This is a genomic window from Aestuariivita sp., assembly GCF_049276915.1.
In the GTDB taxonomy this organism is placed as follows: Bacteria; Pseudomonadota; Alphaproteobacteria; order Rhodobacterales; family Rhodobacteraceae; genus Aestuariivita.
This window is the reverse complement of record NZ_JBASXK010000072.1, coordinates 95,948-122,121: the sequence shown is the minus strand read 5'-3', so window position 1 is coordinate 122,121 and position 26,174 is coordinate 95,948. Positions and strand designations below refer to the sequence as shown.

Sequence of the window (26,174 nt, the reverse complement as noted above, 5' to 3'; positions counted from 1 at the left end):
ATCTGAGTGTGGAGCTTGATCAGAACCGATTGCAGGGCGCGGTCGATGTGGTGATTGCGGATGTCCCGAAAGTTACGGCCAGTCTGATTGCCGGAGATCTGCAGCTGGCAGGAACAAGTGGAGAGAGCGGGGGGGCTGCTGCCCCGTCGACTGATGACGGTTGGTCAAAAGACCCGATTGATGCCAGTGCCTTGGGGCTGATGAACGCCGATATTGCGTTGACTGCGAACAGTATTGATCTGGGTCAGATCAAGTTGGGGCCATCGGACATGACACTCACGATAGATCGGTCACGGGCCGTGGTGCAGATCGCGCGAGTGTCGGTGTTTGACGGGACGGTGTCGGGACAGTTCGTTGCCAACAATCGCAACGGGTTGTCGGTCGGTGGCAAGCTTACGGCCAGCCAGATCGAGATCGAGCGTATGCTGACGGATATGGCTGATATCACGCGGCTATCCGGCAAAACGGATGGGCAAATCGAGTTTCTGGGCGTTGGGCAAAGCGTGGACAGCATCATGCGATCTTTGTCAGGGCAGGGGTCCTTTGCCGTCGGGCGTGGGCTGATTTCGGGCATCGACCTTGATGCGGTGATGCGCAGCGGGATTTCTTCCGGCGGCACAACTGTATTTGATAGCCTGACGGCAGGTTTCACGATTCAGAACGGCAACCTGCAAAATGATGACCTTTTGTTGCTGTTGTCGAATTTCCGCGCCGAAGGAGCCGGGCGCGTGGGACTTGGAGCGCGAGATATCGACTATCTTTTCACGCCAATCGCGCTTCGGGCAAACTCGGGGCAAGGCCTTGCTATTCCAGTAAGAATTCGCGGTCCATGGTCCAATCCGCGGATTTCGCCTGACCTCAATGAGGCTCTACAGCTGGATGCCGATGGCAAGGTCGAAGAGGTAAAGCAAGAGGCCCAACAGAAGCTCGATCAGAAGCTTCAGGAAGAGTTGGGCGTGACCGTTCAGGACGGCCAGTCGACGGAAGATGCGCTCAAGGATGCGTTGGAGGACCAGGTCAAGAACAAGCTTCTGGAACTGCTTGGAGGCGGGAACTGACGGCCAGGAAAGGCCGAACATCGCCCGTTAGCAGGGTCGTCTTTGCGAGGACCTTCGGCGAAACAGCTTCAGATCGTCTGATCGTAATCGCCCACACCGGGTTCGGTGCGGATCACCGCATCGATATCGGCAAAGATCGCGCGCAGTTCTGCCTCGCTTTCGGGGCTCTCGCAGACCACCACCAGATTAGGGGTGTTCGACGATGCCCGCACCAGGCCCCAGCCACCATTTTCAAGGATCACGCGGGCACCGTTCACGGTGACGACGTCCTTGATGGCACGGCCGCCAATCATCTCGCCCGCCTCGTGTTTGGCGACAAGCGTTTCAACCAGTCGCTCCAGGATATCGTATTTCTCGGTATCGGCGGCATAGGGCGACATGGTGGGGGTGGACCAGGTCTTGGGAAGGGCTTTGCGCAGGTCTGACATCTTCATGTCCGGATTGCGGTCCATCAGCTTGCAGATCTCGACCGCGACGCGCATCCCACAGTCATATCCGCGGCCGATCGGTTCGGCGAGGAAGTAGTGACCGGACTTTTCGAACCCGGCCAAAGCCCCGATTTCCTTGACCCGGCGCTTCATATGGCTGTGACCGGTTTTCCAATAGTCGGCTGTGACTCCATGTTTTTTCAGTTCGGGATCAGAGGCAAAGAGGCCGGTGGACTTCACATCCGCCACGAATGTTGCGTTTGGGTAGATCTTGGCCAGATCCCTCGCCATGATGACGCCCACCTTGTCTGCAAAGATCTCCTCGCCCTCATCATCCACAACGCCGCAGCGATCCCCGTCTCCGTCAAATCCAAGGGCGAAATCAGCCCCCGAGGCTTTCACGCTGTCGGACATGTCATGAAGCATCTCCATGGCTTCGGGATTGGGATTGTAATGTGGGAAGGTGTAATCAAGCGTATTGTGGCTTTCGACAACTTCCACTCCCAGCCGTTCAAAGAGTTCCGGTGCAAAAGCGGCGGCAGTCCCGTTGCCGGTGGCGCAGACAACCTTGAGTTTTCGGGTCATTTTGAAATCACCGACCAGATCGTCGAGATAGGCTTCGCGCACACCATCGACAAACTCATACCCGCCGCCCGGGCGGGGCTGCCCACGGCCTTGCAGAACGATGTCGCGCAGTTCGGACATCTCGTCGGGACCATGGGTGAGCGGGCGTTCAAAGCCCATCTTTACCCCCGTCCAGCCATTGGGGTTGTGCGACGCGGTGACCATGGCCACGGCAGGCACATCAAGATGGAACTGGCTGAAGTAAGCCATAGGGGACAGGGCAGGGCCGATGTCCTTGACCTGAATGCCGGCCTGCATGAGGCCAATGATCAGAGCATTCTTGATGGCCAATGAGTAATCCCGATAGTCATTACCCACCGCGATCACAGGCTTGATTCCCCGGGCGTGCATCTGGGTGCCAAGGCCGAGGCCAAGGGCGGTCATTCCGGGAAGGTTGATTTCGTCAGGGTATTTCCAGCGCGCATCATATTCGCGAAAGCCCGTCGGAGTGATCATTGGGTCGCGCAGAAACTCCCAGGTATTGGGTGTCACGGTGGCCGCTGGTTTGGTCATACAAATACTCTGAAAATTAAAGATGAACGGGGTTTGCCTTGGCAATTTGGTCAAATTGCATGAGCGTTTCGATCAGCTCGGGCATGTTTTTGAGAAAGATCATGTTCGGACCGTCACATGGTGCGTTGTCGGGATCTTCGTGGGTCTCGATGAACACTGCTGCCACACCGATAGACACGGCTGCCCGTGCCATGACAGGGGCGAATTCCCGCTGTCCGCCCGACGAACCACCCTGTCCGCCGGGTTGTTGCACCGAATGTGTGGCGTCCATCACCACCGGATACCCGGTTGCGGCCATCTGGGGCAGCGAACGCATGTCGGCCACAAGGGTGTTATAGCCAAAAGATGTCCCGCGTTCGGTGAGCATGATGCGCTCGTTCCCGGTGCTTTCTATCTTGGCAATGACATTGGGCATGTCCCAGGGTGCAAGAAACTGCCCCTTTTTCACGTTGATGACAGCACCTGTCTTGCCTGCCGCCACCAGCATATCCGTCTGGCGGCTGAGAAACGCAGGAATTTGCAATATGTCGACCGCCTCGGCCGCTGGTGCGCACTGGGCTTCATTGTGCACATCGGTCAGGACAGGAACGCCGATTTTCTTGCCGACCTCTGCCAGTACAGCCAGGCCTTCTTCCATGCCGGGGCCCCGGTTTGACAGAACCGAGGTGCGGTTGGCTTTGTCGAAGCTGGCCTTGAAGACATACTGAGCGCCTGCGGCATCACAGATTTCCTTCATTCGGCCTGCGATCATCTGAGCATGATCGGAGCTTTCCAACTGGCAGGGGCCTGCGATCACTGTGAGCGGGCAATCATTCCCTATGGTCAGCCCTCGCAGGGAAATTTGTTTCATCTATGCGCTTACCTGTTCACGAAGGATGGATGCCGTGAGTGACACCAGAAGGTAAATGCCGCCAAAGATCAAGAAAGCCAAGAGAGTGTTCTCGAAAGCGCGGGGATAGGAGGGTTCCTGACTGGAAACCGGCTCCACCGAGATGGTCAGATAGCGCACCTGCCGGTTTGCTTCCATGCGCGTGCTTTCCACCGCTTGAAGGGCAGATTGCAGCAGCATGTCCCGCGTCAGCAGGTCAGCCTGAGCCATCTGTATGCTCACGGCCAGTTGCGCAAGCGAGTTTTCACCCTGGCTCACATCCGTCATTTTCGCGTTGAGTTCGTTCAACAGGGTTTCAAGGCGACGAATATCGGCCTCGGTGCCTTCGACGCGCGATTGGTTGGGGCGGGAGTTGTCGAGGAGCGCGGCAAGCTGCAGGCGTTTTTCCTGTAGCTGGATCTCGACATTGTTGATCTGGCCACGGATCGAGGCAATCACCGCTTCGGGATCAAGGATCGAGCCCTGAACCTGAAGATCGACCAGTTGTTGCTGGGCAATACGGCGTTCCATTTCGGCCTCTTCAAAGCTTTGGACGGCTTCGCGCATCTGATCCGCACGCTTTTTCTCGGACAGGCTGTTCACCCGTTCCTCGGCATAAAAGATGAGCCTGCGCGAAAACTGGGTCGCGACTTCGGGATCTGCTGCGATGACCTCCATGCGGATCACGCCTTCGGTGGGATCATAGCCGATTTTGACGTTTTTCTTGTACGTCTTGTACGCGTCTTCATTGGTAGGATTGGGTTCCAGACGCTGGATCGGGTCGATGTTTTCGTCCTTGAAATGCGCCTTGAAGCCCATGTCTTCGTTCAACCGCAACATCGCGTCCTTGGATTGCAGATAGGACTGCACGGCGATGGAATCCTGGTTGGTCGCGAATTGCGTTCCCGACAGCAGGCCGCCCATCGCCCCGGCAGCAACGCCATCGGCCTGCAGGATCAGGAATTCGGATTTGGTCGAATACATCGGTGTTGCGACGGCAAAAAAGTAATAGCTTGCGATGATCGTCGGCAGGAAAACAAAGAACGAGAGCCGGGCAAGCAGCAATGCGATTCGCTTGCGTCTCCGGTTTGCAAGATCCCGCTGGATTTGGCTGATCTGATTTTCGCGTTGCCGTGCCGGGCTCAGTTCGGTCGAGGGAAGGTTTGTCTTCGGGATCGGCACAGTCTGGGGGAGCTTTGATGGCTCTTCCGGGGGCTCTTGGTTTTGCGTTTTTGCGTCTTCGCCCCCTCTGTTTTGGGGCGCCACAAGCTCAAGCGTGTTGGAACGCTGGAAAGGGTCGATACCTTTTTCGCGCAGCAGGCGCACGGCATCGAAATCCGATGTGGCAGGCAGATTGTGACGTTGCGCCACGCGACGCGCCATACGCAGTTGTCGACCGGTCAGGCCTTCGCGGCGGATATCTTCGATATCCGTGTTGGCTGCGTTTTCACGGGCTGAAGAGACTTCACCTTGCATCGCCGGGTTTTCCGGCGTCGGCGCTTGCCGTATTGGCGGACCTTCAATTGGGACAGCACGGGGTTGGGCGGGCGCGGCTTGTTGGCTGGCTTGCGTTTGCATGGCTTTTAGCTTGGCGGCGCGGATCGCTTCCTGACGCGCCGTCATGGGCACGTTTGCGGCCTGCTCCGCCTGAGAGGCGGGGTGCTGCTGCTGAGGTTCGATCCCCCCGATTGCGCGTGCTGCACTGGTTGCAGCGACCGCTCCGCTACGTTTGATGCGGAAACGCTTGGCCTTTGGTTTCATAGTCATAAAGCTGCTTGGCCTCTTCCAGAGAGTCGAACATGTGCAGTTTTCCGTTCATCAGAACACCTGCTTCCTGCACGAATTTTTCTAATGTTGCGGGGCTGTGCGAGACGATGACCAGAGTCGTGGTCTGAAGCCTTTCCGCCAGCAAATCGCCCGCACGTTTGTTGAATTCTGCATCGGCGGCGCTGGGCATCCCCTCGTCCACCAGATAGATATCGAAATCGAGCGCCAGCATCAGCGCGAAAGAGAACCGCGCCCGCATTCCCGAGGAATAGGTGCCCAGAGGTTGCTCGAAATATTCCCCCAGATCGCAGAGCCAGCGGCAGAAGCTTTCCACATAGTCCGGGTCCAGCCCATAAAGACGGGCAATGTAGCGGCTGTTTTCCACAGCCGAGACGCGACTGACCACGCCCCCCATGAAGCCCAGGGGAAAGGATGTCTTGCTGTCGCGAACGATCTCCCCCTCGTCGGCTTTTTCCAGCCCTGCCATCATGTTGACAAGCGTTGTCTTGCCGGTGCCGTTAGGTGCCAGGATACCAAGGGACTTTCCGACTTCCACGCGAAACGACGCCCGGTCAAGGATCACCTTGCGCTGGGATCCCGTCCAAAAGGACTTGCTGACATTTCTGAACTCAATCATGCATGGTTCCGGACCAACCCCGTCCGACCCTTTTTACCTGTACGCCACTGCCAGTTTACACCCCTTTTAGCAGAGGTTGATATCATGCGTATCCCATGATTTTGGCCAGATTATGTCGAAATGTGAAACAAAATCTCCTGCACAGGGTAGTTTGCGCGATACATCACTAAAACTGTGCTTGGTCATGACTTGAGGGTGGCTTTTCAGCCAATGCGGGTAGGTGTCTGGTTCGCGATGTTTGTTTCGGATTTTGAAACAACTTGGCAGCAGAATGCGAATGACCGCAGTCGTGCAGTTCAGTCTTGCAAAGGCACCAAGTTGCGGCGGGGCCTCCTTCGTCGGCTCGATGAGAAGCCTGTTCAGGATGGTTCGGGCGGGCTACATCAGCGTTGTGTGCGAGGAGCGGTGCGTTGCGTCTTGATCGACTTTCCGGGTTCTGAAAATCGCGCCGCCTTGGCATCAAGGCATCAAGGCATCAAGGCATCAAGGCATCAACCCAGGAGGCCCAAGTGAGTGCAGCTGAGCACCTCGTGACGGAAATTCGCACCTGTCGGATCTGTGCGCCGCGCTTTGCTGCGACCCAGACCGCACATGCGCCGCGCCCGGTGGTCTGGTTTCGACCCAACGCGCGGATTCTGGTTGCCGGTCAGGCACCCGGTGCGCGGGTACATGCGTCGGGGCACCCTTTCACGGATCCCTCCGGGGATCGCCTGCGCGACTGGTTGGGGGTGGATGAGGCCAGGTTTTACGACCGCGATCTGTTCGCGATCATTCCAATGGCCTTTTGTTTTCCCGGCTATGATGTGCGCAAAGCTGACCTGCCGCCCCCTGTGATTTGCGCCCAGACCTGGCATGCTCGTGTCATGGCTGCCCTGGGGCAGGTTGAACTGGTCATTCTGGTGGGCGCACATGCGCATCGATGGCATTTGGGCGGGCAATCCGGCGTAACCGAAACCGTAAGGAACTGGCAGGCGCATGCACCGCGTGTCTTCCCCTTGCCTCACCCGTCCTGGCGCAATACGGCATGGCTGAAGAAAAACCTTTGGTTTGAGGCCGATGTGCTGCCTGCATTGCGCAACCGGGTGAGAGAGGTGCTGACATGAGCGAACTGACCCCGTTGGATCAGGCGCATGCCGTGATGGAGGCTTCGGCCACGGATGATGCCGCGCGGCTGCGGTTTTATGAACGGTTGGCCGACAGCGAACTGTTTTTGTTGCTGACGCAGGAGGCCAGTGGCGATGCACTGTCACCCGAACTGTTTGAACTGGCAGATGGGCGATTTGTCCTGGCCTTTGATCGCGAGGCGCGGCTGGCCGATTTCGTTGGCCGTCCCGCACCCTATGCCGCCCTGTCAGGGCGTGTGATTGCGGCCATGCTGGCACAAGAGGGTATCGGCCTTGGGGTGAACCTCGAGGTTGCGCCATCGTCCATACTGATCCCATCCGAAGCCGTCGCCTGGCTGCACCAGACCCTGGGACATGCACCCGAAGAGGTCCAAGCGCGGATGGAGTCCTTTACATCGCCCGCGGGTCTTCCCGAAGTCTTGCTGAGCGCATTGGACGCCAAGCTGGCAACCGCGCGCGGTCTGGCGCGCTCGGCCTATCTTGTGGGTGTTTCCTATGAGGGCGGCGGGCGCGGGCATCTGCTGGGTATCATCGATGCGGTGCCAGAGGCGCAGGGTGCCTTGGCGCGGGCTGTCAGCGAAGCACTGACCTTTTCGGGGATTGAGGCGGGCGCACTGGATGTAGGTTTTTTTGCTGCCTCGGATGTTGCGTCCGCGCGTATGGCACATGTCGGCCTGCGCTTTGATCTGCCCCAGCTTACACGCGAAGACCAAGGGCTCAGGCCAGCACCGGGCAGCGATCCCGACCGCCCGCCTATCCTGCGCTGAGGGTAGCCTGGCAGGGATTGTTACAATCAGTTCACGTGCCGTCTTGTGCCATCACATCGGGGAGAGGGGGGCTGTGCTTTGGTTTGACCCCACGGCATGTAAAAAGGCGCAGCCGGTTTAACGCGACGGGCTGGCCGATCTGAACTCGCATCAAGGAAACCTTTATGTTCAAGACTTTTGCACTGGCGGCCGTTGCCGCGTTCACTATCTCCACTGGGGCGTTTGCCGGTGATCAATACGTTGATCAGACGGGATTTGCAGTTTCAGGCTATGACGTTGTGGCCTATCGCTCACTGATGCAAGCTCCTGTCGGTCAGCCACAGCCTGAGGCCGTGCCGGGCCGCGCGGACATCACAGCCGAATTCAACGGCGCAACCTTCGCCTTTGCCTCCGAAGACAATCGCGCAACGTTCCTTTCCAACCCCGAGTTCTATGCGCCCCAATATGACGGGCATTGCGCATATGGGGTCTCCAAGGGCGGCAAGGTTCCTGGTAACCCGAACCTGTGGCGCATTGTGGACGACAAACTGTTTCTCAACATCACCGAAAACGTCGTGGGCTTCTGGGAAGAAGACATTCCGGGCAACATCGACCTGGCAGAAGGCAATTGGCCCGGCATAGAATCTGCGCAGGCGTCGGGCAACCCGATCCCCAACTTCACATCGTCAGCACCTGTAAAGAACTGATCCAAAACACGGCGGTCACCGGCGCGGTAGAGGGAACTCAGCCGCGCCGCGCGCCAGATTACCGCCGCCGGTCGCGCCGCGCGCTCATCGGCTGGAAGGCAACGCCCACATGGGCATCGCAATAGGGCTTGCCCGCCTGAACAGGCAGGCCGCAGAACCAGAAGTCTTCGGTTGCCGGATCACCCACGGGCCATTTGCATGTCCTCTCGGTCAGTTCCATAAGAGTAAGCTTCTTGGCTTTCTTCTCGATCTCATTGACCTTGGCCAGGGCCTCCGGGCTGATTTCGTTGGCCGAGGGCTGCGGCGGCAGGGGCTGTCCGGCAGGGATGATCTGACGGCGCGCAGGGGTGGCCGGTTTCGGCTCGTTGGGATCCACAACCGGTGTAGGGCGCGCGGGTTCTGTCTTGGGCGAAGGCCGTGCCTTGGCCTCGGGCTTGGGTGCGGGTTTGGCCTTGGCCTCTGCTTTGGGCGTTCCGCCTGTTGCGCGGTTGGACAGGCCCAGACGATGCACCTTGCCGATAACAGCGTTGCGGGTCACACCGCCAAGTTCCTTGGCGATCTGGCTGGCCGACTGACCCTCCCCCCACATTTTCTTCAACAGTTCGACCCGTTCGTCGGTCCAGGACATGGTCAGCCTTTCCAGCTAAAAGGGCGGCCAGATCAGGCCGCCACAGTATAATTCTTTTGCAGTGGCCTATTCTAATCACTGAAGCCTGAGTTACAAGGCATCACGCGGCGAAGTTGCAACGCAAAGAGCAGACAGATGCAAACTGAAAACACCATAGGCGTGCGCCGGTTCGGGCGAGTGAACTGGCTGGGGCTGTATACCCTGGCCTTGCGGGAAGTCATGCGCTTTACATCGGTCTGGACACAAACCTTGCTGGCGCCTCTGGTCACGGCCGCTTTGTTCCTGATGATCTTCAATATCGCCATCGGCCCGCGCCGCGGCGATGTGATGGGCGTGCCGTTCCTGACCTTTCTCGCACCGGGAATTCTGATGATGACGGTGATCCAGAATGCGTTTGCCAATACCTCGTCGTCCTTGGTGATCTCTAAGGTACAGGGCAACATCGTAGATACGTTGATGCCACCGCTTTCGGGGCTCGAAATACTGCTGGGTTATCTGGCAGGAGGTGTGGCGCGCGGCGTGCTGGTGGCGGTGACACTTGCCTTCGGGCTTTGGCTGACACTGGGTCTGGTGCCGTATGCGCCAGGTCTTGCGTTGAGTTTCGTGGTGCTTGGTTCGGCCTTGCTGGGCGCTTTGGGCCTTTTGGCGGGCATATTTGCCAACAAGTTCGATCAGATGGCAGCGATCACGAATTTCCTTGTGACGCCTTTGGCCTTCTTGTCAGGCACATTTTATTCGGTCGAGGCCCTGCCGCCGGTCCTCGACCGGGTGATTCACTGGAACCCGATATTCTACCTGATTGATGGCGCGCGCTTTGGAATGATCGGCGTCTCCGACAGCAATCCGCTTCTTGGACTGGGTATCTGCAGCGCGGCCACACTGGCGGTCAGCCTTGTTGCGCTTTGGATGTTTCGGACCGGATACCGGATGAAGCCCTGAGCTGTGCTTCGCGCCAGGCCAAGAGTGCCGCCCCTGCGAGGATGATCGCGGCTCCTAGCAGCGTGATTGCATCCGGGCGCCCCCCGAACCACGAAAAGTCATAAAGCGCGGCGAAGACCAGCGTGGCATAGCTGAACGGTGCCACAAAGCTGGCATCGGCGCGTGCCATGCCGTTGACAAAGCAAGCCTGCGCGCAGGCCATTGCCCCCCCGATCCCTGCCAGTGCCAGCCATTGATCTGTCGTCGGAGATTGCCAGAAGGGGATGACGGCGATGGATGCAATGGTGATGCCGATGGCGTTGTTGATGAACAGGATCTGCAACGGAGCTTCGCGCCCGGCGAGCTTCTTGATGAAGATCAACTCCATCCCCATCACCAAGGCCGCGCCAAAGGCGAGAAGCGCGGCGAGTTGAAAACTGTCCGGAGTGGGGCGCAGCAGGATCACCGCGCCGATCAAGGCGATGACTGCAGCGCTCCATCGCACCCGTCCAACGGTTTCGCCTAGAAGCGGGATCGCCAGAACCATGGCAAAGACCGGGTTGAGAAAGCTGATCGCAGTGGCATCGGCCAGCGGGATATGAGCAACCGAGGCAAACATCAGCGTTACCCCCATCCAGCCAAAGAGCGTTCGCCCCAGATGCAGGCGCGTGTGAATACGGGTCAGTCGGGGCCTCATCACCGCCAGAACGGTTGAGATCGCAATGAAGGCAAACAGAAAACGTCCAAAGCTGATCTGAACCGGATGAAGCGGTGGGCCAAATGAGCCTGTGCCCAGTGATTTGGCCAAAAGCGTTGTCGCCGCGATAAAGGCTGTCGCTGCCAGGATCAGCGCGGCGGCAAGGGCCGGGTTCTGTTGGCGTGGGGTAAACATGGCGGTTTCCATGCGCCTGAAAACAGATTGGGACAAGAGGCAATTGTCCGTGCCAGTCCGGGGGCGCTGCCCCCGTCGCGCAAGGCGCGACTCCCCCGCCGGATTTTCGGCAAGAAGAAGCCCGCGACTGTACCTTCATCTCTTTCTGGTCTGAAATACCCAATAAGTCCGCTGGTCCAGTGCACTGGCCTCAGGAGATTGAGCCCATGCGCGCCCAGAGAGTGTCGCAGACTGGCGGGATACGCGCCTCGATCGCTTCCATGGCGTCAACGATCAGATCCTCGCGCCATCGCTGTCCTGCAATCTGAACGCCTATGGGCTGCTCTCCGCTGGCGAGGCGCGCGATATGGGTGGGGATGTTTCCGGCGGGCAGGCCGATGAAGTTCATGATGAAGGACCAATGGGCATGGCCCAAAACTTCACGTACCCCCTGTGCGCCTTCGGTGTCGCGGTCCGCCCTGAAGTAGGGCGTCAGCAGAAACGGCGTAAGTACGAGCGGGTAATCTGCGAGAAAGAGTGACCACTGACGTGCATAAAAACTGCGCTTGGCCATCATGGCGAGAAGGTCCGTGCCCTCAAAGGGCGGGAACTGGCGATAGTATTCGTCGAAGATCATGTTGACCGTATCAGAGCCGAGGGCGCGGATGTCGGGGCCCATGAGGGCTTTGACCTCGCCCATGAGCGCGCGGTATCCCACCTCTCCGGTTTCGCGGGCGAGTGGGGGATCGATCTCGTGAACCAGGTAACCTGCATCCTCCAGAGCCGCTGCGGCTTTGTCCAAGGCGATGGCGACATCCGGGTGCATGCCAAAACCGAGATCGTCTTTGCTGAAGGCGACCTTGATAGGGCCGTCGAACGGTGCGCCGCGCCATGGCAGCGGCGCGTGGAAGGGATCGCGCGCATCAGCGGCGATGACGCTTGGCATGGCCAGGTGGAGATCGCTCGCGGTGCGGGTGATGAGGCCTTGAACCGACATGGATTGCGCCAGCAATCCGCGCTCGGCTTGCTGGCTGGGGTTCCATGCCGGTACGCGCCCGAGGCCGGGTTTGACCGTAACGGCTCCGTTTGCCGAGGCGGGAAAGCGCAGCGACCCCCCAATGTCATTGCCATGTGCCAATGCGCCCATGCCGGCCATCACGGCCGAACCCGCTCCACCAGAGGAGCCCCCGGGCGAGATATGTCGGCCCCAGGGGTTGTAGGTGCGCCCGTGCAGCGGGTTGTCCGTATCGGCGCGGAACGAGAATTCGGGCGTGTTCGTGCGCCCTATGATCACAGCGCCTGCAGCTTTGAGATTGCGCACGACGGGCGCATCATCCGGTGCAACATTGTCCTTGAAGGCGCTCACCCCGTTGGTCGTGGCGTGGCCCTTTTGATCCACATTGATCTTGATGGTGATCGGTACGCCGTGCAGCGGGCCTTTCGGGGCAGTTGATGCATCAAGTGCCGCGGCTTGCGCGCGGGCTTGGTCGGCAAGGTTTTCGACGATGGCATTCAGCTCGGGGTTGGTGGCGTCCATGCGCGCCAATGCGGCTTCGGTTGCATCAGTTGCGCTGATCCTGCCGGCTTTGGTAGCGGCCGCAATCTGACCTGCGCTCCATTGCCAAATGGGGGTATCGGTCATCATCGGTCCTCCGTGTTTCGACGCCAGCGTAGACTTGCCGATACCGGTTGCAAGGAAAACCCGCGCGGGTGAACTGCTCTGCGCGGGCATTTATGCAAGGTGATGCCGGGGTCAGCCTTTGGCGTAGCCAATTGTTTGCAAAGCTGCCTTGATCTCATCCAGAATGGCAGGGTCATCGATGGTTGCTGGCATTTTGAACGCCTCGCCATCGGCGATCTTGACCATGGTTGCACGCAGGATCTTGCCCGAACGGGTTTTGGGCAAGCGATCGACGACGACCGCAAGTTTGAACGCGGCAACCGGTCCGATCTTGTCTCGCACAAGTTTGACGACTTCTGCCGTGATCTCGGCATGCGGGCGGTTCACGCCTTTGGACAGGCAAAGGAACCCTACGGGCATCTGCCCCTTGAGCGCATCGCTCACCCCGATCACCGCACATTCGGCGACATCCGGATGGCCTGCAAGGACTTCTTCCATCCCACCTGTGGACAGGCGGTGCCCAGCCACGTTGATCACGTCATCCGTGCGCGCCATGATATAGAGATACCCATCCTCATCCTTCATGCCCGCGTCTCCGGTTTCGTAATACCCCGGGAAGGCGGTGAGGTAGGATGTGCGGAAGCGGTCTTCGGCATTCCACAATGTAGGCAATGTGCCTGGGGGCAGGGGGAGCTTGATTGCGATCGCGCCCAATTCTCCGGCGGGCATGGGATGGCCTGCATCATCAAGCATCTGGACGTCATAGCCGGGCATTGGCACGGAAGGAGAGCCGATCTTGACGGGCAGGGTTTCGATCCCGGCGGGCATGCCGGCGATGGTCCAGCCGGTTTCCGTTTGCCACCAGTGGTCATAGACTGGCACGCCAAGCGCCTTGCCGGCCCATTCGATGGTGTCCGGGTCGGCGCGTTCGCCAGCAAGATAGAGTGCCTTGAGGCTGGAGAGGTCGTATTTCTTGATGAATTCGCCCTTCGGGTCTTCGCGTTTGACCGCGCGGATCGCTGTGGGGGCGGTGAAAAAACTTACGACATTGTGCTCTTGGATGACACGCCAGAAGGTGCCTGCGTCAGGGGTGCCGACGGGTTTGCCCTCGAACACGATGGTGGTGTTTCCGTGGACAAGAGGCGCGTAGCAGATATAGCTGTGCCCCACGACCCAGCCGACATCGGATGCAGCCCAGAAGACGTCGCCCGGATCGACGTTGTAAATGTTCTTCATCGTCCAGTTCAGCGCGACGAGATGTCCGCCTGTGTGGCGCACGACGCCTTTGGGTGCGCCGGTGGTACCCGATGTATACAGGATGTATGCAGGATGATTGCCGGGAACATTCACGCAGTCTGCCGGTGCGACGCCCGCCTGAAAGCCGTGCCAATCCACGTCGCGGTCTTCCTTGAGTTTGGCAACTTCCTGTTCACGCTGGAAAACAACGCAGAATTCCGGTTTGTGGGTCGCCAGTTCTATCGCGCCGTCCAGAAGCGGTTTGTAATGCACGACACGCCCCGGCTCGAGCCCGCAGGAGGCGGCGATGATCGCCTTTGGGGTGCAGTCGTCGATGCGTACGGCAAGTTCATTGGCCGCGAAGCCTCCAAAGACGACCGAATGGATCGCGCCGATACGCGCACAGGCCAGCATGGCCTCGATCGCCTCGGGGACCATGGGCATATAGATAATGACGCGGTCTCCGGCTTCGATCCCTTTGGCCTTGAGTGCGCCGGCCAGAAGCGAGACGCGGGTCTGGAGTTCCTCGTAGGTGATTTCGTGCTTGGACTGGGTGATGGGGCTGTCGTGAATGATCGCGACACGCTGGCCATGACCGGCCAAAACATGGCGATCAACGGCATTCCAGCAGGTGTTTACCGTGCCGTCCGCGAACCATTCATATAGGCCATTACCCTTGTCGGTGAGGGCCTTGGTTGGAGGGGTTCCCCAGTCGATGGCTTGTGCCGCCTCCATCCAGAATCCCTCGGGATCAGCTTTCCAGCTGTTGTAGACGTCACTGAAACTCATAAGTTTGGTCCTCCTGCGCCAAAAACCCTCCGCGCGCAGGGCTTTATGACCGCGCCTGCGCGGGAAGGGCAAGAGGGTAGTTCTGCGCGTTGGTGTCGCTGGCCTAGCCGTATTGGGCGACGGGTGTCCCTGCGATGGCTCCCATGTTCAGCAATCCGCGTGCCGTGATCGAAGGCGTTACAATATGGGCGCGGTTGCCCATGCCCATCAGGATCGGTCCGACCTCAAGCCCGCTTGCGCGCATCTTGAGAATGTTGCGCACGCCGCTGGCAGCATCCGAATTGGCGAAGATCAGTACGTTTGCCGCACCTTCCATCCGGTTGGCGGGGAACACGCGCTCGCGCAACTCGGGATCAAGCGCGGCATCGATATGCATTTCTCCCTCATAGCAGAAATCGCGAGGCTGACTGTCCAGGATCGCAAGAGCCGCACGCATCCGCTGGCCTGTATCGCAGTCCAGATTGCCGAATTGCGAATGCGAACACAGCGCCACATTGGGTTTGAGGCCAAAGCGGCGCACGTGGCGCGCAGCGCCGATCGCGGATTCAGCGATCTGTTGCGGCGTGGGTTCCGGGTGGACCTGAGTATCAGCGACGAACAAGGGGCCATCTTCGAGGATCATCAGGGACAAGGCACCGACCGGGTGCAGGTTTGGTCCGCCCAAAAGCTGGGTGACATAGTTCAGGTGCCACAGGTATTGCCCGAAGGTTCCGCAAATCAGGCTGTCGGCCTCTTCGCGGTAAACCATCACCGCGCCAATGGCGGTGGTGTTGGTCCGCATGACTGCGCGGGCCAGGTCCGGGGTGACGCCGCGCCGCGCCATGACTTCGTGATAGGTGCCCCAGTAATCACGATACCGGGGGTCATTTTCGGGGTTCACCACTTCGAAATCCCGTCCCGGCCGGATGGTCAGGCCATAGCGTTCGCAGCGTTGCTCGATCACGTCCGGGCGCCCGATCAGAATGGGTTTTTCGGTGGTGTCTTCAAGCATCGCCTGGCTTGAACGGAGCACCCGTTCATCCTCGCCTTCGGCAAAGACAATGCGTCGGGAGGCGGTGGCGGCGGCCTCGAACACGGGGCGCATGATCAGGGCGGATCTGAAGACTGAACCGTCAAGGCGCTGTCTGTATGCTGCCATGTCTTCGATCGGGCGCGTCGCGACGCCGGTTTGCATTGCCGCTTTGGCAACGGCACTGGACACAACACCGATCAGCCTTGGATCAAAGGGTTTGGGGATCAGGTAATCGGCGCCAAATGTAAGCTTTTCGCCGCTATAGGCGGCGGCGGCTTCAGCGCTGGTGGTGGCTCGGGCAAGTTCGGCAATGCCGTCGATGCAGGCCAGTTGCATGGCGTCGTTGATCTCGGTCGCCCCGACATCGAGAGCTCCCCGAAAGATGAAGGGAAAACACAGGACGTTGTTGACCTGATTGGGAAAATCGCTGCGTCCGGTGGCGATAATGGCGTCGGGTGCGACCTCACGGACTTCTTCGGGCAGGATTTCGGGTGTAGGGTTCGCCAGGGCAAAGATGATCGGCCGCTTCGCCATGCGCCCGACCATGGATTGGGTCAGGACTTTTGGGCCGGAGAGGCCGAGGAAAAGATCCGCCCCTTCGATCACCTGATCCAGAGTGCGCATGTCGGTCTTTTGCGCGAAAGCGGCCTTTTGCGGATTCATATCCGTCGTTCGTCCCTCATGGATGAGGCCATGCAGATCGCACAGCCAGACGTTCTCGCGCTTCAGGCCCAGCTTGAGCAACATGTTGAGGCAGGCAATGCCCGCAGCGCCACCGCCGGTCGAGACAACCTTGATATCTTCGAAGTTCTTGCCGGTGACATGCAGCGCGTTCTTGACGGCGGCACCGACCACGATTGCCGTGCCGTGCTGATCGTCGTGAAAGACCGGGATGTTCATCCGCTCGCGGCAGATTTTTTCGACGATGAAACAGTCCGGGGCCTTGATGTCTTCAAGGTTGATCGCGCCGAAAGTCGGTTCAAGCGCGCAGACGATTTCAGCCAGCTTTTCGGGGTCACTTTGGTTGAGTTCGATGTCGAAGCAATCGATGTTGGCAAATTTCTTGAACAGAACCGCTTTGCCTTCCATCACCGGTTTTGACGCCAGTGCTCCGATGTCGCCCAGGCCAAGGACTGCTGTGCCGTTCGTGACAACCGCAACCAGATTGCCGCGCGCCGTATAACGGGCGGCGTCTGCCGGATTGTTCTTGATTTCGATGCAGGCCTCGGCCACGCCGGGGGAATAGGCGCGCGCCAGATCGCGGCCATTCGCCATCGGCTTGGTGGCGCGAATCTCCAGTTTTCCCGGTTTTGGATGCTCGTGATAAAACAGTGCGGCCTGTCTGAGCGACTGATTGTCCGACATCTCTCTTCTCTCCCTCAAAAAATTTAGTTTAGCATTAAACTATTTTTATTTGCAGCGAAACCCGGGAAGGGTGCGTTGCTGTCGCAGCCCTCTCTTGCAGAATCTGAGGCTCCCCGCCACTCTGACCTGCGAGAGGGAGTTACCATGTCAGAGCCCAAAGCAGAAATCCGCTTACCTACGTCAGAGTTGCGGGACGATATTCCGTTTTTCACCAAGACGCTCGGGATGAGGCTGGATATGATCTATCCGGCCGACGATCCTCAGGTTGCCGTGTTTTCCGGTTACGGCCTGCGCCTGCGGGTTCAGAAAGGAGCTCCCGAGCCACCCGGCACGATCCGCATCCTGACAGATGACCCTGACAGTTTTGCGGGGGGCGCGCGCGAACTCATCGCGCCCAATGGAACGCGTGTCGAAATTGATGAAGCCAACCCACCTCTGGTCATGCCTGAGACTGTGCATTCCTTTGTCGTGCGGCGTTTGGCGGATCAGGCACCCTGGATCATCGGCCGTGCGGGCATGCATTATCGCGATTTGCTCCCAGACCGACTGGGGGGGTCGATCATTGCCAGCCATATTCGCATTCCCGACGGTGGGCCTGTGCCGGATATGGTGCATTATCACACGGTCGGGTTTCAGCTGATTTTCTGTTATCGCGGCTGGGTCGATCTGGTCTATGAGGATCAGGGCGAGCCCTTTCGACTGCATGCCGGCAATTGCGTGATCCAACCTCCGCAGATCCGGCACAGGGTTCTTTTTGCCTCCGACAATATCGAGGTGATCGAGATCGGAGTGCCGGCCGAACATGTCACCACGATTGATCATGAGATGGAATTGCCCAACGGCCCCGCCAATCCCGACCGGGTGTTCTCGGGGCAGAAATTCGTGCATCACAAGGCGGACGAGGCGACATGGGCTCCGTTTCGTCTGCCCGGCTATCAATCGCGCGATACGACAATTGCGCTGAACACTCAGAACGTCGCGGGTGTGCATGTGGTGCGCAAAGGCGAGGGTGCGCCGCAATGGACGGTTCACACGTCGGATATCCTGTTCACCTTCGTCATGGACGGCACCGTCGTGCTGGAAGGCGAAGGCCGTGAGCCCTATGCGCTCTCTCCGGGTGATGCCTTTGCGATTCCGCCGGGTATGAAGACGCGGCTGAGCGATCCATCCGATGACCTGGAACTGCTTGAGGTTTCACTTCCCGGTGCGTTTGACACACGGGTGCTGACATGAGCCTGCGCGATGCCGCCGCTGCGGTGCGCCTGAACGCGCATGCGCCCTATTCGAATTTCCAGGTTGGGGCGGCAATCCGGGCGGCGTCGGGCACGGTGTATCTGGGCTGCAATGTCGAAAATGTCGCCTACCCTGAGGGAACCTGCGCCGAGGCCGGAGCAATTGCCGCCATGGTGGCGGCAGGCGAGACGCGGCTGAGCGAAGTCTATGTGATTGCTGGCAGTCCGATGCCAGTGACACCCTGTGGCGGCTGTCGTCAGAAACTGGCCGAATTCGGTTCTGGCGATGTACCTGTGACCATGGGCACGACAGTCAGCGACACCGAAATTCACATGACACTGGCCGAGTTGTTGCCGGGAGCTTTCACAAACGACCACATGACTGGCTCATGAGTGACGCGCGCGCCATCATCGCGCGGCTGCGGCGCGGCGAAGAACCGTCGAAAGACGAGCTTGCATGGTTCGCGCGCGGGCTGGCAGATCAGACGGTCAGCGATGCTCAGGCAGGGTCTTTTGCCATGGCCGTATGTCTTCGCGGTCTCAGCGAGGCGGGCCGCACCGCCCTGACGCTGGCCATGCGCGACAGCGGTGATGTCATGGACTGGGCGCAGGACGCGCCGGTGATCGACAAGCACTCGACGGGCGGAGTCGGGGATTGTGTCTCTCTGCTTCTGGCTCCTGCTTTGGCGGTCTGCGGAGGCATTGTGCCGATGATATCAGGTCGCGGGCTGGGTCACACGGGTGGTACGCTGGACAAGCTCGAGTCGATTCCCGGTGTTGTGACGCAGATCACCAGGGATCAGCTGAATGACATACTGAACAGGACGGGTTGTGCGATCGTTGGCGCAACATCCAACATCGCGCCTGCGGACAAGCGGCTTTATGCAATCCGCGATGTGACGGCAACGGTTGAAAGCCTTGATCTCATCACGGCCTCAATCCTGTCCAAGAAGCTGGCTGCGGGTCTTGATGCGTTGGTGCTGGACGTCAAGATCGGCTCGGGCGCGTTCATGAAAACGACCGATGAGGCGCGCGCACTGGCCAAGGCGTTGACCGATACCGCCAATGCCGCAGGTTGCAAAACCACCGCAGTGATCACCGATATGAATCAGCCCCTGGCCCCAAGTCTGGGCAACGCTCTGGAAGTGGCCGAGGTGATGCGGGTGTTGAAGGGCGAGGTGCAAGGCCCATTGGTCGAAGTCACGGCCGCGCTTGGAGGCGTGCTCTTGGCCAATGCCGGGTTGTCACAAGGCGTGCAACAAGGTGCCGACATGATCGTCGAGGCGTTGCGCGACGGGCGCGTTGCCGAGCGCTTCGGCCAGATGATCGCAGCCATGGGCGGCCCGGTGGAATTTGTCAGCAACTGGCAAAGGTTCCTCCCAGAGGCGAATGTGATCCGCGAAGTGGCCGTTGCCCAAGATGGCTATGTGGCTGCGATGGACGGTGAAGCGCTGGGGCTGGTCGTTGTCGGCCTTGGTGGCGGACGCCAGGTCGAGGCGGATACGATCGATCCCTCGGTCGGTCTGTCCGGAGTCGTGCGCCTTGGCTCATTTGTCGCCAAAGGCCAGCCGCTGGCCGTCGTGCATGCCGTGCGCGAGGACGCCGCACGCCGGGCCGAGCGCGCAGTGCGCGCGGCTATCACACTGTCCTCTGATCCCCCCGAGATTCCGGCGCTGATCCATGAAAGGGTTGGCTGATGCCACGCGCCTTTCTGGTGGTCATGGATTCGGTCGGCATCGGCGGTGCTCCTGATGCTGATCGCTTTTTCAACGGAGTAACCCCTGATCAGGGTGCCAATACGTTGGGCCATATCGCGCGGGCCTGCGCTGCCGGTCAGGCAGAGGAGGGGCGCAGCGGCCCGCTTGTCCTTCCTCATCTGGCGCGGCTTGGTTTGTGGCGGGCTTTGGAACTGGCCTCGGGCATGCAGGTGCCTGGTTTGGAAACCGAGGTCCAAGGCCTGTTCGGAGCTGCTACCGAGACGTCGCAGGGCAAGGATACGCCCTCTGGCCACTGGGAACTGGCGGGTTTGCCCGTGCCGTGGGATTGGCACTATTTCCCGGATATCACGCCGGCCTTTCCCCCCGATTTGAGCGCCTATGTTGCCGCAATTGCCGGCACGGATGGGATCCTGGGAAATTGCCATGCGTCGGGAACCGAAATCCTCAAGCGCCTTGGTGCTGAACATATCAGGACGGGTTGGCCGATCTGTTACACGTCTGCCGACAGCGTGTTTCAGATAGCCGCTCATGAAGAGGTATTCGGCCTCGATCGGTTGCTGAGCCTTTGTGCAGCTATCGCCCCGCGTCTGCATGAGATGAAAGTGGGTCGCGTGATCGCCCGGCCGTTTCTGGGGAACGCGAAGACTGGCTTTACGCGCACCCCAAACCGGCATGACTATGCCATGACCCCACCGCAACCGGTGCTCACAAACTGGGTGCAAGACGCAGGAAAGCCAGTCTATGCCATTGGCAAGATTGGCGATATCTTTTCAATGCAGGGCATAGACGAAGTTCGCAAGGGCGATGACGCCACGCTAATGCGCCATCTGTCGGATCTGGTGGGAGAGGCCCCCCAAGGCGCGCTGGTCTTTGCCAATTTCGTCGAGTTTGACAGCCTCTATGGTCATCGCCGTGATGTGTCGGGCTATGCCCGTGCGTTGGAATGGTTTGACGCAGAGATTGGAGCAATCGTCGCACGGTTGCGGCGCGATGATATCCTCGTCCTCACGGCGGATCATGGGAATGATCCCACATGGATCGGCACCGACCACACGCGCGAGCGTGCACCTGTCCTTGTCGCAGGGCAAGGGGCCGGGCCATTGGGGCAACTGGCCTTTGCAGATGTCGCAGCCAGCATCGCCGATCACCTCGCAGTTCCCGCACAAGGCCCGGGGCGGAGTTTTTTCTGACCTTGCCCTTCGCGGCATCGCGGCGCAAAACATAACCCTCAACAGGAGGACAGACATGGCCGATCACCTTACAGTCGTCGATCACCCGCTGGTACAGCATAAACTGACCTTGATGCGGGATCGCAAGACGCCCACGGCTGTCTTCCGTCAGCTTCTGCGCGAGATCAGCCAGTTGCTGGCATATGAAATAACGCGCGACTTGCCGATGACGACGAAATCCATCGAAACCCCGCTGGAAGAGATGGAATCACCGACACTCGCGGGCAAGAAACTGGCACTTGTGTCGATCCTTCGGGCTGGAAACGGGCTGTTGGACGGTGTTCTGGAACTGATCCCCTCCGCACGTGTCGGATTCGTTGGTCTTTACCGGGACGAAGAGACACTGCAACCGGTTCAATATTACTTCAAAGTTCCCGACTCTCTGGAAGATCGGCTGGTGATTGCTGTCGATCCGATGCTGGCCACGGGCAACTCATCTGCCGCAGCGATTGACCTATTGAAGCAAGCAGGAGCGACGAATATCCGGTTCATGTGCTTGTTGGCCGCGCCAGAAGGGGTGAAGCGCATGAAAGAAGCGCATCCGGATGTGCCAATCGTCACGGCTTCGCTGGATCGCCAACTCAATGATATCGGCTATATAATGCCCGGTCTTGGGGATGCCGGAGACCGGATGTTCGGCACCAAATAACTGTTTGCGAACACTTTACTCAACGGTGCTTTTGCTGCATCCTTCTCCTACATCCTGTGGGGGCATGCGATGAAATATACTAAAGTTATTGCGGCCAGCGTTATGCTGGCGACGGTCTCTGTGACCAGTGTTTATGCTCAGGCAATCGGGGACAACCCGATACCGGCCGAGTTTCCGCCAAGTTCCTTTACCGGCTCACAATATGTGGACAGCAAGGGTTGCGTGTTCATTCGCGCAGGCATCGATGGCAACGTCACATGGGTCCCCCGCGTGTCGCGCGACCGCCGTCAGATCTGCGGTGCTCAGCCCAGCCTTTCAGGGGTGCAGACTGTGGCAGCAGCTCCCGTCGGACCTCAGGTCGAGCAAATCGTGCCACGCAACGTGGAGCCGGTGCCTGCCGTGCCGCAACCTCAAGTCACAACGCGCCCGACCTCGCAGCAGCCCATGCCGACAGTGGCAACAGCCATCGTCCAACCCGCACCGGCGGCAACAGTTCGGACTGTGACACCTGCAGCGCCCGTTGCGGCGGCTACTGTCGCTACAGCAGTGCCCCGCACGACGCGCGCGCCCTCACCTGGACCCGAACCGACCCTGTATGTGAACCCTGCACCCCGGACCGCAGCCCCCGTGGCGACAGTGTCCACGACTGCGCCCCAGGCCCAGGCAGTCGGTGGATGCCCGGGTGCATCACCGCTGTCGCGCCAATACATCAACAACGGCGGTGCCTTTGCCGTGCGCTGTGGCCCTCAGGCCGAGTCTCCGGTAACCCGTCCCGCCGGTCAAGCGTCCCTTGGCTCAGGTGGCGGTGTGCGAATTCTGCCCGAGCATCTGGTAACAGATAGGGCCGCGGCGAGCCGTGTTGTTGTACCCGAGGGCTTTGAGCCGGTCTGGGATGATGATCGCCTGAACCCGCGCCGTGGAGAGCAATCCGTCGAAGGCTACATTCAGTCTCAATACACTGTGACCACCACCGTGCCACGCCGCCAGGTCGGCGCGGAAGGCCCACGTCGGATCAAACAGCCTCGGATCCTGTCTGGCCCGGCTGTGCGCACCGGCAGGGTGCAGATTGAATACGCAGGCTCGGCGCAGGGGTCAGGTTTTTCAGCAGCACCGGCTTCACGGGCTGGTGCCGCAAAGGCAGAACTGCCGAGCGCCGCGAGTTATCCTCTGTTCGTGCAAGTGGGCAAGTATCAGTCCGAAGCGGAAGCGCGCGCAGATGCACAGCGCATGGCCCGCACCGGTATTCCGACCCGGATGGGGACGATGAAACGCGGCAACTCCACGTTCCGACTGGTTCTGGCAGGGCCCTTTGCATCCCGCGCCGAAGCGCAGCAGGCGGCCAACAGCGCCCGCGCCGCAGGTTTCGGCGGTGCCGTCGTTCTGAACTAACCTTCGCAGATCGACTGCAGAACCAGCCAGTTTCGATCGGACAGGACCGGCGGGGCCGCGCGCCCCGCCATCGGATCCGCCTCGATCAGATCTAAAGTGGTTTCACCTGTTATATCAAGGGCATAGGCGTAAGGTGTGGCACGTATCTGGGCCGCATCAAACATGTCAAGCAGGACGTCGGTTCCGATTTCGGGACGAGCTGAAACAAGAACATGTTCCGCATAGGCATCCAGCGTCTCAGGTGCCAATGTGCCCGTGGTGATCAGCCGGAAAGAGGCTCTCACACCGCTGTTTTCCAGAAGATCGGCCAGAGGATTGATTTGGCTGATGCGCGCGCGTTCCGCCATGATGTATCCGGCGGCCACGTCGGGATCCTCGAAATCCTCGATGATCGCGCGATTGAGCACTACCAACCCACCGGGCAAGGCCAGACTGTCACGGACCCCGGCTGGCAGAACGGCCAGGCGGCGCACGCCGGTGCGTGTGGCCAAACGCGCAAGGACAGGTCTGGCACTGGGGGCCGCACAGGCAGGGCCTGACACGCGGATGATGCGTTCCAGCAGGTCTTCGCCAATATCCTGACGCGTGATTTCGGGAACCACGCTCAACGTATGACGCAGCATCGCGCCCGGAAGCCAGAACACGGCCACCGCGCTGACTGCCAGACAGGACAGCAGGACAGACACAAGCCTCAGACGTCCAGGATGAGGACGTGCCCGTGAGATCGCCCCGCGCAGCTTTTCAATCGCGCGGATCATCTCGTCCTCGTCTTCGCCAAGCTCGAGCGTCTCATCGGGATCTCCGTCCGGAGAATAGATCGCCGGGCGCGTGCCGGGATTCTGGCGCTCGACTGCGGCCAGCGACCAGTGGGCCAGCGCTCGATCCTTGGTGTCGGTGATCACCAGAGTGGCATCGCCAATGGATACCACAACCTCGCGCCGCTGCTCATCGGGTGCAGGGCGCCAGAGGCCAGTGGCCTCAAGTCGTTGGTATTTCTTAAGCGCGGTCATGTCTGGGCTGCTCGGCCTCTGGTTTTGCGCAACCGTACCCCAAGGTCAGACCTCGCCGCAACGCTCAAGCGCGGCTATTCTGGGGCGAAGCACGCACCGCAGCCGGTTTTTCATGAAAATCTATACCGGATTCGCGCTGTGCGCTTCAGGACGTCCCTGACAAACCAGACGGGCGCGTATCTGAAACTTGCACAGTCCCGTCCGACAGGCAAAAAACCGGCGCGTCGCGCCTGTTCGCTTCGATCGCCAAACCCACAGAGGATCACATGCACGCAGTTGATGCTTCTTTCTGGTTTCAAATACCCAAAGATACTGCCTCTGGCACCCGCGCTGCGCCTGACCTCAATCAAGCGCCTGCGCCACTTTGCGCAACTCGAACTTCTGGATCTTGCCCGTCGACGTCTTTGGAAGCTCCTGGAACACCACTCTCTTGGGTGCTTTGAATCCTGCCAGCGTTTCGCGGGCAAAGGCGATGAGGCCCGCCTCATCCTCGGCGGCGCCAGCCTTCAGTTCGACAAAGGCGCAGGGTACCTCGCCCCATTTCTCATCGGGTTTGGCCACCACAGCGGCAAGCAAGACGTCCGGATGGCCCATCAGCACGCCTTCGACTTCGACCGATGAAATGTTCTCGCCGCCCGATATGATGATATCCTTGGCGCGATCGGCGATCTGGATATAGCTGTCGGGGTGCTGGATCGCGATATCACCGGAATGAAAAAACCCGCCCTTGAAGGCTTCGGCAGTGGCCTCGGGGTTCTTCAGATATCCTTTCATGACCGAGTTGCCGCGCATGACGATTTCGCCCTGGGTCTTGCCATCCATTGGAATTTGTCGATGGTTTTCGTCCAGCACGGTTATGTGCTCCATCATCGGGAAGGCCACACCCTGTCGGGCTTTGATCGCCGCGCGCGCATGACCTTCGGTGTGATCCCAGTCCGATTTCCACAGACATTCCGTGACGTGTCCATAGGTTTCAGTCAGCCCATAGACCTGGGTGACATGAAACCCCAAGGGTTCGATCTTGGCCAATGTCGCCGGTGCGGGTGGCGCGCCCGCGGTGAACACCTCCACGGTGTGGTCAAACGGCGTGCGCTCCTCTTCCGGGGCATTTACCAGCGTGTTCAGGACGATGGGCGCACCGCCGAAATGCGTAACCTTTTCATAGGCGATGGCATTGAAGATATTCTTTGCCGTTACATCGCGACAGCAGATCAGCGTGCCGCCGAGCATGGGCATCATCCAGGTGTGATTCCAGCCATTGCAGTGAAACAGGGGAACAATCGTCAGATAAACCGGGTGCATCACCATGCGCCAGGACACAACGGTGCCCATCGTCATCAGATAGGCTCCACGGTGGTGATAGACCACGCCTTTGGGCCGTCCTGTCGTGCCGGACGTATAGTTCAGCGCAAGGCTTTCCCATTCATCCTCGGGCATGATCCAGTCGAACTCGGGATCACCCGTCGCAAGGAAGTCTTCATAGGTCACGTGTCGACCTGACGCCGGATAGCCAGCGTGCGGGTCCGGCACTTCGATCAGCAGAGGTGGAGTGTCCTGCGCTGCCGCAGCGGCCTCGGCAAGCTCCAGAAACTGCGTGTCCACCAGCACCGCCTTGGCTTCACCATGGCCCAGGATATAGCTGACCGTATCCAGATCCAGACGAATGTTGATCGTATTGAGCACCGCGCCACAGGCCGGGACGCCGAAATGTGCTTCAGCCTGAGCGGGCAGGTTGGGGATCAAGGTCGCCACGACATCGCCCGGCGCAACGCCGTTTGCGGCAAGCGCTGACGCCAGTTGCGAGCAGCGTGCGTAATACTCTGCGTAATTCGCGCGGTGATCGCCATAGACCACGGCGGGATGTTCGGGAAAGATCAGCGCCGCGCGTCTCAGGTGGGAAAGGGGCGTCAGCGGCACATAATTCGCCGCCGTTTTTCCCAGGCCCGTCTCGTCTGCCATCCACCCCATTGAATTCTCTCCCTTGAATCGATCTTGTGTCGCGTGTGGGGTAAGATAATGGGTCGCAACCTCAGGC

Annotated in this window: 22 protein-coding genes; 11 read left to right on the top strand and 11 right to left on the bottom strand. The window is 59.6% G+C overall.

Annotation, left to right across the window (positions count from 1 at the left end):
- On the top strand, window positions 1-1,058 hold a 1,058-nt coding region (locus WAO69_RS07620), incomplete at its 5' end, for an AsmA family protein (RefSeq protein ID WP_422177666.1).
- Between the two features lie 68 nt (window positions 1,059-1,126).
- On the opposite strand, the gene WAO69_RS07615 is transcribed toward WAO69_RS07620, so the two are convergent.
- From WAO69_RS07615 to WAO69_RS07600, 4 genes are read right to left on the bottom strand one after another with little or no spacing between them, the layout of a single operon-like run.
- Complete coding sequence (locus tag WAO69_RS07615) at window positions 1,127-2,623, bottom strand: phosphomannomutase/phosphoglucomutase (RefSeq protein ID WP_422177664.1); 1,497 nt, start codon at window positions 2,621-2,623, stop codon at window positions 1,127-1,129.
- A gap of 16 nt (window positions 2,624-2,639) precedes the next feature.
- Complete coding sequence (gene kdsA / locus WAO69_RS07610; protein ID WP_422177662.1) at window positions 2,640-3,473, bottom strand: 3-deoxy-8-phosphooctulonate synthase; 834 nt, start codon at window positions 3,471-3,473, stop codon at window positions 2,640-2,642.
- The gene (locus WAO69_RS07605; protein WP_422177661.1) at window positions 3,474-5,258 is read right to left on the bottom strand and encodes a capsule biosynthesis protein; all 1,785 of its coding nucleotides are present in this window, start codon (window positions 5,256-5,258) and stop codon (window positions 3,474-3,476) included.
- Complete coding sequence (locus tag WAO69_RS07600; RefSeq protein ID WP_422177659.1) at window positions 5,215-5,895, bottom strand: ABC transporter ATP-binding protein; 681 nt, start codon at window positions 5,893-5,895, stop codon at window positions 5,215-5,217. Before WAO69_RS07600 ends, WAO69_RS07605 begins: the two co-directional genes overlap by 44 nt.
- Window positions 5,896-6,404: 509 nt before the next feature.
- Here WAO69_RS07600 and WAO69_RS07595 point away from each other — a divergent pair.
- From WAO69_RS07595 to WAO69_RS07585, 3 genes are all read left to right on the top strand, one after another.
- Window positions 6,405-6,998 (top strand): uracil-DNA glycosylase family protein, encoded by a 594-nt coding sequence (locus tag WAO69_RS07595; protein WP_422177657.1) that lies wholly within the window; start codon window positions 6,405-6,407, stop codon window positions 6,996-6,998.
- The gene (locus tag WAO69_RS07590; protein WP_422177655.1) at window positions 6,995-7,786 is read left to right on the top strand and encodes an SseB family protein; all 792 of its coding nucleotides are present in this window, start codon (window positions 6,995-6,997) and stop codon (window positions 7,784-7,786) included. Before WAO69_RS07595 ends, WAO69_RS07590 begins: the two co-directional genes overlap by 4 nt.
- Before the next feature lie 164 nt (window positions 7,787-7,950).
- A complete protein-coding gene (locus WAO69_RS07585) occupies window positions 7,951-8,472 on the top strand; it encodes a YHS domain-containing (seleno)protein (RefSeq protein ID WP_422177653.1) in 522 nt (173 codons plus the stop codon).
- Between the two features lie 58 nt (window positions 8,473-8,530).
- Here WAO69_RS07585 and WAO69_RS07580 read toward each other — a convergent pair whose 3' ends face one another.
- Entirely contained in the window at window positions 8,531-9,100 is a 570-nt protein-coding gene (locus WAO69_RS07580; protein WP_422177651.1) for a GcrA family cell cycle regulator, read from the bottom strand.
- Between the two features lie 135 nt (window positions 9,101-9,235).
- On the opposite strand from WAO69_RS07580, the gene WAO69_RS07575 reads away from it, so the two are divergent.
- Window positions 9,236-10,039, top strand: a complete 804-nt coding sequence (locus WAO69_RS07575) for an ABC transporter permease (protein ID WP_422177649.1) — start codon at window positions 9,236-9,238, stop codon at window positions 10,037-10,039.
- Here the strand turns inward: WAO69_RS07575 and WAO69_RS07570 are convergent.
- The 4 genes from WAO69_RS07570 to WAO69_RS07555 form a co-directional block, all read right to left on the bottom strand.
- Window positions 9,987-10,910 (bottom strand): DMT family transporter, encoded by a 924-nt coding sequence (locus tag WAO69_RS07570; protein ID WP_422177647.1) that lies wholly within the window; start codon window positions 10,908-10,910, stop codon window positions 9,987-9,989. The two genes, WAO69_RS07575 and WAO69_RS07570, sit on opposite strands and share 53 nt — an antisense overlap.
- A gap of 190 nt (window positions 10,911-11,100) precedes the next feature.
- The gene (locus WAO69_RS07565; protein WP_422177645.1) at window positions 11,101-12,531 is read right to left on the bottom strand and encodes an amidase family protein; all 1,431 of its coding nucleotides are present in this window, start codon (window positions 12,529-12,531) and stop codon (window positions 11,101-11,103) included.
- Window positions 12,532-12,642: 111 nt separating this feature from the next.
- Window positions 12,643-14,535 carry a propionate-CoA ligase PrpE gene (gene prpE, locus WAO69_RS07560; RefSeq protein WP_422177643.1) on the bottom strand — a complete coding sequence of 631 codons (1,893 nt, stop codon included), beginning with the start codon at window positions 14,533-14,535 and terminating at the stop codon, window positions 12,643-12,645.
- Between the two features lie 103 nt (window positions 14,536-14,638).
- Window positions 14,639-16,912 carry an NADP-dependent malic enzyme gene (locus WAO69_RS07555; RefSeq protein ID WP_422177641.1) on the bottom strand — a complete coding sequence of 758 codons (2,274 nt, stop codon included), beginning with the start codon at window positions 16,910-16,912 and terminating at the stop codon, window positions 14,639-14,641.
- A 144-nt stretch (window positions 16,913-17,056) separates the two neighbouring features.
- On the opposite strand from WAO69_RS07555, the gene WAO69_RS07550 reads away from it, so the two are divergent.
- From WAO69_RS07550 to WAO69_RS07525, 6 genes are all read left to right on the top strand, one after another.
- The gene (locus tag WAO69_RS07550; protein WP_422177639.1) at window positions 17,057-18,145 is read left to right on the top strand and encodes a cupin domain-containing protein; all 1,089 of its coding nucleotides are present in this window, start codon (window positions 17,057-17,059) and stop codon (window positions 18,143-18,145) included.
- Window positions 18,142-18,537: a cytidine deaminase gene (locus tag WAO69_RS07545; RefSeq protein WP_422177637.1), complete on the top strand. Its 396-nt coding sequence runs from the start codon at window positions 18,142-18,144 to the stop codon at window positions 18,535-18,537. Before WAO69_RS07550 ends, WAO69_RS07545 begins: the two co-directional genes overlap by 4 nt.
- A complete protein-coding gene (locus WAO69_RS07540) occupies window positions 18,534-19,841 on the top strand; it encodes a thymidine phosphorylase (RefSeq protein WP_422177635.1) in 1,308 nt (435 codons plus the stop codon). Before WAO69_RS07545 ends, WAO69_RS07540 begins: the two co-directional genes overlap by 4 nt.
- The gene (locus WAO69_RS07535) at window positions 19,841-21,052 is read left to right on the top strand and encodes a phosphopentomutase (protein WP_422177633.1); all 1,212 of its coding nucleotides are present in this window, start codon (window positions 19,841-19,843) and stop codon (window positions 21,050-21,052) included. Before WAO69_RS07540 ends, WAO69_RS07535 begins: the two co-directional genes overlap by 1 nt.
- Window positions 21,053-21,107: 55 nt before the next feature.
- Window positions 21,108-21,740 (top strand): uracil phosphoribosyltransferase, encoded by a 633-nt coding sequence (gene upp, locus WAO69_RS07530; protein ID WP_422177631.1) that lies wholly within the window; start codon window positions 21,108-21,110, stop codon window positions 21,738-21,740.
- A 69-nt stretch (window positions 21,741-21,809) separates the two neighbouring features.
- Entirely contained in the window at window positions 21,810-23,129 is a 1,320-nt protein-coding gene (locus WAO69_RS07525; RefSeq protein WP_422177629.1) for an SPOR domain-containing protein, read from the top strand.
- Here WAO69_RS07525 and WAO69_RS07520 read toward each other — a convergent pair.
- Window positions 23,126-24,139 (bottom strand): hypothetical protein, encoded by a 1,014-nt coding sequence (locus WAO69_RS07520; RefSeq protein WP_422177627.1) that lies wholly within the window; start codon window positions 24,137-24,139, stop codon window positions 23,126-23,128. The genes WAO69_RS07525 and WAO69_RS07520 overlap by 4 nt on opposite strands.
- 342 nt (window positions 24,140-24,481) lie before the next feature.
- Window positions 24,482-26,107 (bottom strand): AMP-binding protein, encoded by a 1,626-nt coding sequence (locus WAO69_RS07515; protein WP_422177625.1) that lies wholly within the window; start codon window positions 26,105-26,107, stop codon window positions 24,482-24,484.
- Between the last annotated feature and the right edge of the window lie 67 nt (window positions 26,108-26,174).

Bases quoted from the DNA above. Each gene is read 5' to 3' on its own strand.
- WAO69_RS07540 (WP_422177635.1), top strand. From the start codon at position 18,534: ATGAGTGACGCGCGCGCCATCATCGCGCGGCTGCGGCGCGGCGAAGAA.
- WAO69_RS07600 (WP_422177659.1), bottom strand. From the start codon at position 5,895: ATGATTGAGTTCAGAAATGTCAGCAAGTCCTTTTGGACGGGATCCCAG.
- WAO69_RS07575 (WP_422177649.1), top strand. From the start codon at position 9,236: ATGCAAACTGAAAACACCATAGGCGTGCGCCGGTTCGGGCGAGTGAAC.
- WAO69_RS07555 (WP_422177641.1), bottom strand. From the start codon at position 16,912: ATGTCGGACAATCAGTCGCTCAGACAGGCCGCACTGTTTTATCACGAG.
- WAO69_RS07550 (WP_422177639.1), top strand. From the start codon at position 17,057: ATGTCAGAGCCCAAAGCAGAAATCCGCTTACCTACGTCAGAGTTGCGG.
- WAO69_RS07580 (WP_422177651.1), bottom strand. From the start codon at position 9,100: ATGTCCTGGACCGACGAACGGGTCGAACTGTTGAAGAAAATGTGGGGG.
- prpE (WP_422177643.1), bottom strand. From the start codon at position 14,535: ATGAGTTTCAGTGACGTCTACAACAGCTGGAAAGCTGATCCCGAGGGA.
- WAO69_RS07520 (WP_422177627.1), bottom strand. From the start codon at position 24,139: ATGACCGCGCTTAAGAAATACCAACGACTTGAGGCCACTGGCCTCTGG.
- WAO69_RS07525 (WP_422177629.1), top strand. From the start codon at position 21,810: ATGAAATATACTAAAGTTATTGCGGCCAGCGTTATGCTGGCGACGGTC.
- WAO69_RS07615 (WP_422177664.1), bottom strand. From the start codon at position 2,623: ATGACCAAACCAGCGGCCACCGTGACACCCAATACCTGGGAGTTTCTG.
- WAO69_RS07535 (WP_422177633.1), top strand. From the start codon at position 19,841: ATGCCACGCGCCTTTCTGGTGGTCATGGATTCGGTCGGCATCGGCGGT.
- WAO69_RS07515 (WP_422177625.1), bottom strand. From the start codon at position 26,107: ATGGGGTGGATGGCAGACGAGACGGGCCTGGGAAAAACGGCGGCGAAT.
- WAO69_RS07545 (WP_422177637.1), top strand. From the start codon at position 18,142: ATGAGCCTGCGCGATGCCGCCGCTGCGGTGCGCCTGAACGCGCATGCG.
- WAO69_RS07605 (WP_422177661.1), bottom strand. From the start codon at position 5,258: ATGACTATGAAACCAAAGGCCAAGCGTTTCCGCATCAAACGTAGCGGA.
- kdsA (WP_422177662.1), bottom strand. From the start codon at position 3,473: ATGAAACAAATTTCCCTGCGAGGGCTGACCATAGGGAATGATTGCCCG.
- WAO69_RS07565 (WP_422177645.1), bottom strand. From the start codon at position 12,531: ATGACCGATACCCCCATTTGGCAATGGAGCGCAGGTCAGATTGCGGCC.
- WAO69_RS07590 (WP_422177655.1), top strand. From the start codon at position 6,995: ATGAGCGAACTGACCCCGTTGGATCAGGCGCATGCCGTGATGGAGGCT.
- WAO69_RS07585 (WP_422177653.1), top strand. From the start codon at position 7,951: ATGTTCAAGACTTTTGCACTGGCGGCCGTTGCCGCGTTCACTATCTCC.
- upp (WP_422177631.1), top strand. From the start codon at position 21,108: ATGGCCGATCACCTTACAGTCGTCGATCACCCGCTGGTACAGCATAAA.
- WAO69_RS07570 (WP_422177647.1), bottom strand. From the start codon at position 10,910: ATGTTTACCCCACGCCAACAGAACCCGGCCCTTGCCGCCGCGCTGATC.